At 59.7% G+C, this 6,607-nt stretch carries 5 protein-coding genes; 1 reads left to right on the top strand and 4 read right to left on the bottom strand.

Annotated elements, in window-relative coordinates; genetic code table 11:
• A partial coding sequence (locus ACIREA_RS03185; protein WP_397380477.1) for a sensor histidine kinase occupies nt 1-561 on the top strand: 561 nt, incomplete at its 5' end.
• A 221-nt stretch (nt 562-782) separates the two neighbouring features.
• On the opposite strand, the gene ACIREA_RS03180 is transcribed toward ACIREA_RS03185, so the two are convergent.
• The 4 genes from ACIREA_RS03180 to ACIREA_RS03165 form a co-directional block, all read right to left on the bottom strand.
• Nucleotides 783-1,847 (bottom strand): hypothetical protein, encoded by a 1,065-nt coding sequence (locus tag ACIREA_RS03180; RefSeq protein ID WP_397380475.1) that lies wholly within the window; start codon nt 1,845-1,847, stop codon nt 783-785.
• A gap of 16 nt (nt 1,848-1,863) precedes the next feature.
• Nucleotides 1,864-3,969, bottom strand: a complete 2,106-nt coding sequence (locus tag ACIREA_RS03175; protein WP_397380473.1) for an AAA family ATPase — start codon at nt 3,967-3,969, stop codon at nt 1,864-1,866.
• A gap of 143 nt (nt 3,970-4,112) precedes the next feature.
• Nucleotides 4,113-5,576, bottom strand: coding sequence for a hypothetical protein (locus ACIREA_RS03170; RefSeq protein ID WP_397380471.1), 1,464 nt, complete (start codon nt 5,574-5,576; stop codon nt 4,113-4,115).
• 86 nt (nt 5,577-5,662) lie between these two features.
• A complete protein-coding gene (locus tag ACIREA_RS03165; protein ID WP_397380469.1) occupies nt 5,663-6,607 on the bottom strand; it encodes a hypothetical protein in 945 nt (314 codons plus the stop codon).

Raw genomic sequence — 6,607 nt, 5'->3', positions numbered from 1 at the left:
TTGGTGCGCTGTCTCGATGTCATGGAAAAGCACTCCCGTCGCATGATGCGCATCATCGACGACATGCTCACCATCTCGCGCCTTGAAGGACTCGAAGAACCCCTCAAGACCGAAACCTTCCTCGTCCGCGCTTGCGTGCACGATGCCCTCGAGCATCTCACCCCCCTCATTGAAATCCGCCAGCCCGTCATCACCCTCGACTTCCCCCCTGACGGCGGCATCCTCAGCGGCGATCGCTTCTACTGGGATCAGATCTTTTCCAATCTCATCGAAAACGCCCTCAAAGAAAACCCCCGCACCGGCCTTCGCATCGCCATCACCGGCCGCTGGACCCAGCACGAGTGCATCATCACCGTCACCGATGATGGCATCGGCATCCGCCCCGAAGACCTCCCCTACGCCTTCAAGCGCTTCTATCGCGGCGTCCAGGAGTCCAAAGGCACCGGCCTCGGCCTCTCCATCGTCAAACGCGCCGTCGAAGTCCACGGCGGCACCATCGACCTCGAAAGCCACCCCGGCCGCAGCACCGTCTTCACCATCCGCGTACCCTTGCCCGGCTAAAGTATCGGGCGCATTCCTGCCCCTCCAGCTCGTCCTCGATCCTCCCGCTCCGCAAACTTACGAGCCATCGAAAAACCGAGCAGCCCCGAGTCCCGCCCTCTTCGTATTGTAGTCCCGGCTTTAGCCGGTCCGGATTCTTCGTTCGCAGTTCGGGCTTTAGCCCGTCAGAAAAAAGGAATCAATGCTCTGCCTTCAGATTGTAAAAAAAGAAGTCCTCGCTGTCACTCTAGGCGTGCCATCTTTTCCCCAACCGACCGGCTCACAACCTCCAGCAGCCGCTCATGAATGATCTGCCAGCGCTGGCCCAGATCCACACTCGCAATCGTCAGCCGGTGCCCCATGAAGTCATACTGGTGCAGGAAGTCCGCCTCCACCGTGGGGTAGAGCAGCACACCATGCATGGCACCGCCCGCCGCCCGTGCCGGGTGGTGGTGCAGGTAGGCCGCCATCTGGTAAAGATTTTCGGACTTGAGCCTCGTCTGGTCAAAGGACTCCGCAAAACTGTTCGCGTAAAATTTGCAGTCCAGCACCAGGCATCGTTCAGCACCCCATTCGATCGTCACATCTGTTTTCATGATCGGAAGCAGCGCCTGCGCTTCCTCAGTGTCGCCCCTCGCGTCCCATGCCAGATGCCGTGCCGATACCCGCGCCTCCGGCAGGTGTCTGCGCAGGAAATTCCGCACAAACGTTTCAAACACCCGTGGCATGCCCTTGTCCGCCCATGGATCCGCAAAACTGTAGGCCCTCCCGCTGGCGTCAGGCTGCGCCAGTTCATAGAGCATCTCACACACCGAAAGCATCATGCGGTAAGCACGGTGATGCCGCGTCACTTTCGCCCGCTGAAAACACCCGCGCCTGAGTTGCACCGCAGGCACGTCCCGCAAAACCGGCGCCGCCTCTCTCAGCCGTCCTTTGATCTCAGGGGCAATGGAGGCCGATGTCAGCAGCCGGTCCAGCGTCGTACGCAGAATGCCGTTCACCATGTTGTCGATCCCCAGTTCATCAAACTGGCACACCAGCCGCGCCTGCAGGTGCGTCAGACGTCGCACACTCGTCACAAAATCAATCCGCCCCCGCAGCCGGGATGTCTCCTCCACGCGGCCTTGATAATCGCAGTAGAGACCTCGCTTGCCCAAAGACTCGATGCCTCCCGCCAGCAGCAGCGCCAGCATGTCCGGCGCCGAGCGCGTGTCATCCATCGCCACAGGTGCCGGAGCGCTCTCGCTCAGCAGATCCCAGGCGTAGGACAGCAGGTAGTAAAGGTTCTGTACCGGTATGCGCGACATCGCAGAAAAATCAGGTTCACGCCAGCAGCGCCGCAGCCGCCATCTTTGCATGGCTGGAATCCTCCGGCCAGTATTCCAGCAGCAGCGGCTCCACTTCACCACGCACCACATCCTCCAGCCACACATTCCAGTCATCCGGCGGGGCATCGCGGGCAGGCGTGAAAAAGCTGTGGCCGATGCAGCAGCCAGCCCCCAGCTGGCGGTCTTCGGTGATCTCCTCATTCAGTCTCTTCACACGGTGGACCAGCTTCGACACAAAGTCCGCAGGCGCTTCACACTCCTCCCTCAACCACTGCTGATACCCCTCGCCAAACTGCGGGCGCAGGTTCACAAAGGCAAAGCGCCGCCGCATCGCGAAATCCACCAGCGCCAGCGACTTGTCCGCCGTGTTCATCGTGCCGATGACATGCACATTCGCCGGCACCGAAAACTCCTCCGGCTCCTCCGCATCCCCGTTCGAGTAAGCCAGCCCCACCGAGAATTCCGGGCCGCGCTTGTCGTGTTCCAGCAGCATCATCAGTTCGCCGAAGATCTTCGAAAGATTGCCGCGGTTGATTTCATCAATGATGAAGAAGTAGTCGTTGTCAGCGTCCGCCTCCGCAGCTTTGCAGAACTCATAGAAGTGGCCGAAGTGCAGCCGAAAACTCCCATCCTCGCATGGCCGGAATCCCTGAATGAAGTCCTCGTAGCTGTAGCTTTGGTGAAACTGCACCATCTTCACACGCTCTGGCGCACGTTCTTGCATCATCAAATACGCCAGCCTCTTCGCGATGAAAGTCTTGCCCACTCCCGGCGGACCTTGCAGCACCACATTCTTGCGCCGTTTCAGTTGTGCCAGGATTCGGTCGATCTCCTCACCAGGCATGAACAGATCCTGCAGCGCCTCTTCGCGCGTGTAGGCCACCTTCGGCTTTTCAACCGTGGTAGCTCTGCCTTCAGTGCTCAGCGGGTAGAGCTGCCGGATGCTGTTATAGAGAGGGTTTTGCGGACGAATCAGGGAGAGCGTTTTGATCGCCATGGCATAGGGCGGTAGATCCCGCACTTCCTGAGACACCCACGTTACCGTGCGGCGGTGGGGATAGTCCGCGCCAGCCTCGTAGCGATAAGCTGAAGAAACGATACCCCAGCCCATCAATCGGCTGCGCCCCTGCTTCACAAACACTCGGTCTCCCTCCTGCATCTCATGCGCAAATTGGTAGATGGCCTTCACGTCATTCGATCCCCCGCCATCATCCGTCTCCTGCAGCGCTTCCATGATCGCATGTGGCGTTTTCATCAAACTGACATCGCCGACTTCCCATCCAAGCCCGATGAACCCTTCACGCTGCCATTCCTCCCAGAACCGCGCCTGTCGGCCAGCGGCAATCGTCCACATACGCTCGTTCGCTGTGACGTGATAGGTCCCTGGCGGCTCCCGCAGCGTCAGTCCATTCTCCGTTTCATCATCCTCATCATCCACATCGGGGTCTTTCCCCAGTTCGTAGTGCGCCATGTCCCACACCACGCTCTGGATGTCCATCGGATCTCGCGGCTTCCAGTCCTCCATGAAGGGACCAAAGCCCATCACAAACTCCCGCAGCGGTGGGTAGTGCTCCATTGAAAAGCGCTTCTTTCCCACCAAGGGCACATCCAGCTTCCACGCAAAAGCCCGCATCTTCGAGATGCCCACCGGGAAGTAATCCTGCGGGCGGAAAACCCACAAAATCTTCACCACATCCCAGTCTGCCTTCGTTCCCGCCATCTTCGTCGCTTCCAGCAGCGGTCGCAAAGTTTCAGGCCCCGTGTACGGCACAGACACAGTCTCCAGCAAACCGCGCAGCACCGTGCAGGCCTGCTCATCCGTCGTGCCAAACTGAATCGACCAAAAATGAAACGCCGTGATCAGGTTCTCAAACTTCACACGCACCAGCGCCTTGATCACCTCCTGGCCTTTCCCCTCAGCCACCATCACCGGGATCCGCTCACGCAACCCGCTCTCCTCAAAGCGCTGCAAGACACCCCGCTTGTAGTTCAGCTCACGTTCCGCAAACACTCCCGGCTGGGAGAAGTCGATGAAATCAGGGTAACGTTGCAGGAAGCGCTGGCGCAGCTCCTGCCATTGGGCGGCAGAGACGGTGTTCATGTCGGGTCGGATAAGAAAGAGGTTGGTGGCCAGCTAGTTTGGCGACCTAACACCAGAATGACATCTCAAAGATCAATCCTGCGTGAATTCCTCATCCCGCCCAAACTGCAGCCTCCTAAACTGCCACAACCAAAACCAAAAAATCACTCCTCCATCTCCACCATCGCACGCACCACTTTTTTACGCCGCTGGGCTCCCAGCTCATCTTGCTCACTGAGCCACTCGCCGCGTTCGCACAGGCTCTTGAGGTGCTGCGCACGGTAGCCCGTGTTGCGCCGCGCCATCTCGCGCTGGATATGCCAGCGCGCATTCATTGCCATGGCCTTCGCGTAGCGCTGGGACTTCCCTCTGAAATCCGTGCACAGGCTCACCAGCGCCTCATTTTCGGACCTCTTCCACAGCCGCCGCCGGTAAAAGAGCGGCCGCCCCGCCTTGCGCAGCACCTTGCACAGCAGCTCCTCCTTGCTGGAAAGTTGAAGCGTCGGACGGATGCCGATCTCGATGACATTGGATTTCAGCACCACCTTCGTGGAAAGCTGCCACGTGATCCACACCCGGTGCACCCCGGCCCGGCGGAAAGTGTAGCCACCGGACTGCCCGAAGAGCGTGATGTCCCGCTCAAAAGGCTCATCCGGCTTCACCTTGCACGGCTCCGGATTGCTGCAGCAGTGGTTGATGGACTGGTACCGCCTGCGCTCCCCGCCCGGCTCCTCAATCCAGATCGTAAAATGCGAGTAGGAAGGATCCAGCTCATTGCGCAGCTTTCGCGGTCTGGTCGCCCCTTTCAAAAGAGAGAGCTTCACATCCAGCTCCACCGGCTCATACGGCAGAAACTCATCCCGGCTCGCCTTGATCTTGAGCTTCAGCGGTGCCTCCCCCTTTTCTCGCGGACAGCGCACGTCCCCATTGCCCATGTAGGCGTGATCGCCAAATGGAATTCCCCCCGGATAGACCGCAGGCTGGCGGCAGTCGGTGAGATAGGCCCGGTTGTCCGAGTTGAACTTGTACCACGTGCGCGGCGGAGAGAAGTCATCCGGACTCGTGTGCAGAAAGCAGGGGTCGTCCGTGTGCAGTTGATTAAAGACATGCCCCAGCTCATGCACCGTGGTGAATGCCGCCTGCTCCCGCGCCTCCGCGTCCGTCGCGCGTGCATCTCTGATGCTTTGCAAAAAGACGGCGCAGCCCTCCCGGCAGCAGGCAGACCACTGCTCCCAGTTGCTGTCGTCCAGATCCGTGCGGAAGCCCGTGTCAAACATCATGCCGCGGATCTCCGGATGTCCTTGCAACGCAGGCGCGTAGATGATCACGATGTCCGTCAGCGGCTCGCTGGGCTGGCTTTGTGAATTGCCCGTCAGCAGGCGCGTGTACTCGTGCAGATCCGCGATGCTGACGGACTTCCGGCTCCCGGCGGCGGCGGGCGTCAGGCGCGTGGTGTCCAGACTGAGCTGGATTTGCTGGTGCGAATTCTGCGCCAGGAGTTCCGGCAGCGTGCGGGAAACGCTGTCAGCGCACAGCACCACCGGCCCCGCTGCCGGCACGAGGTTGGTCGGCGCCGCCTCCAGATAGGCCAGGTGGCAGGTCAGCGGCAGTGGCAATGGGGGGGGCATGGTCTCAGTGGGCTGCGGGTTTGTCCTTGGCTTCTTGTCTTCTTCTCATTTCATGTTTCCTGGAGATCACCTGCCTTCTCACCGCCTCAGTTATCCACGTGGACGATGATGGGTATCTTCGCTTTGGCCGTTTTATCTTTGGCGTTGCTGACCACGATCTCCAGTTTGTAGTCCCCCGTCACAATGTCCGCTTTCGTCAGCGTCACCGTCGCTTTGTCCGAGTTGTCCAGCTCAATGCTGCACCACGTCGTACGGTCCTTGTTGCCAGAGCTCTGAGTGAGCGTGAACCCCTCCTTATTCACCTTCATGTCAAAGGTGACGGAGAAGAACGGATCGCCGGAAGCGAGCATGCTTTTTTTCACCGTAACGTCCTTGTCAGACTTCAGCACAGGCTTGGCCCCGGCAGTCTGCGCAATGGGGTCCGGACTGCCGGTCGTTTCAAACCGCCGCTGCTGCTCCCGAGTCAGCGCACCACCGTTGAGCGTGGCTTTGAATGACACCGGCTCCAGTCGCACTCCAAAGCGGGGATCCTCCACCACGCGGTAAATGACGGGACCTTCGGCGCTCGTGTTGACATGCGGCGCTTCTGCCGTGCTTTGGTCATTCTGCCCGCCATCGTTGCCAGAGGGCTTTTTCGCAGCCGCCATGGCCTTGATCTGCGCCTCGGCGAAGTTGCCCGCCGACTCCACCACGGCCGAGGGAACCACGGTGTCATCCTGCGTGTAGTTCACCGTCTTCAGCATCCCGTTGGAGCTGCGCCCCAGCTTGAGCTTGTGCTTCGCCATGAAGCTCCACGCGTTCACCGCATACTCATTGTCCGGATCCGGCAGGTATTCCACACGGTAGGACACCTTCCCATTGAGCCCCGGCGTGCCGATCACAAAAGGTTGTGGCAGCGAGTAGCGCACACCTTTCGCCTTCGTGGTGGCGTTGATGTCCGCGTTGTTGACTTTTCTGACGTCGATACGTGAAATGCATGAGCTCAGGAGCAGAGCCAGGAACACGACGGAGAATGATTTGATGCGTTGCAT

It is taken from the genome of Prosthecobacter sp., assembly GCF_044373815.1.
Taxonomy (GTDB): domain Bacteria; phylum Verrucomicrobiota; class Verrucomicrobiia; order Verrucomicrobiales; family Verrucomicrobiaceae; genus Prosthecobacter.
The sequence above is the reverse complement of the archived record's forward strand: the minus strand, read 5'-3'. Positions and strand labels throughout refer to the sequence as shown.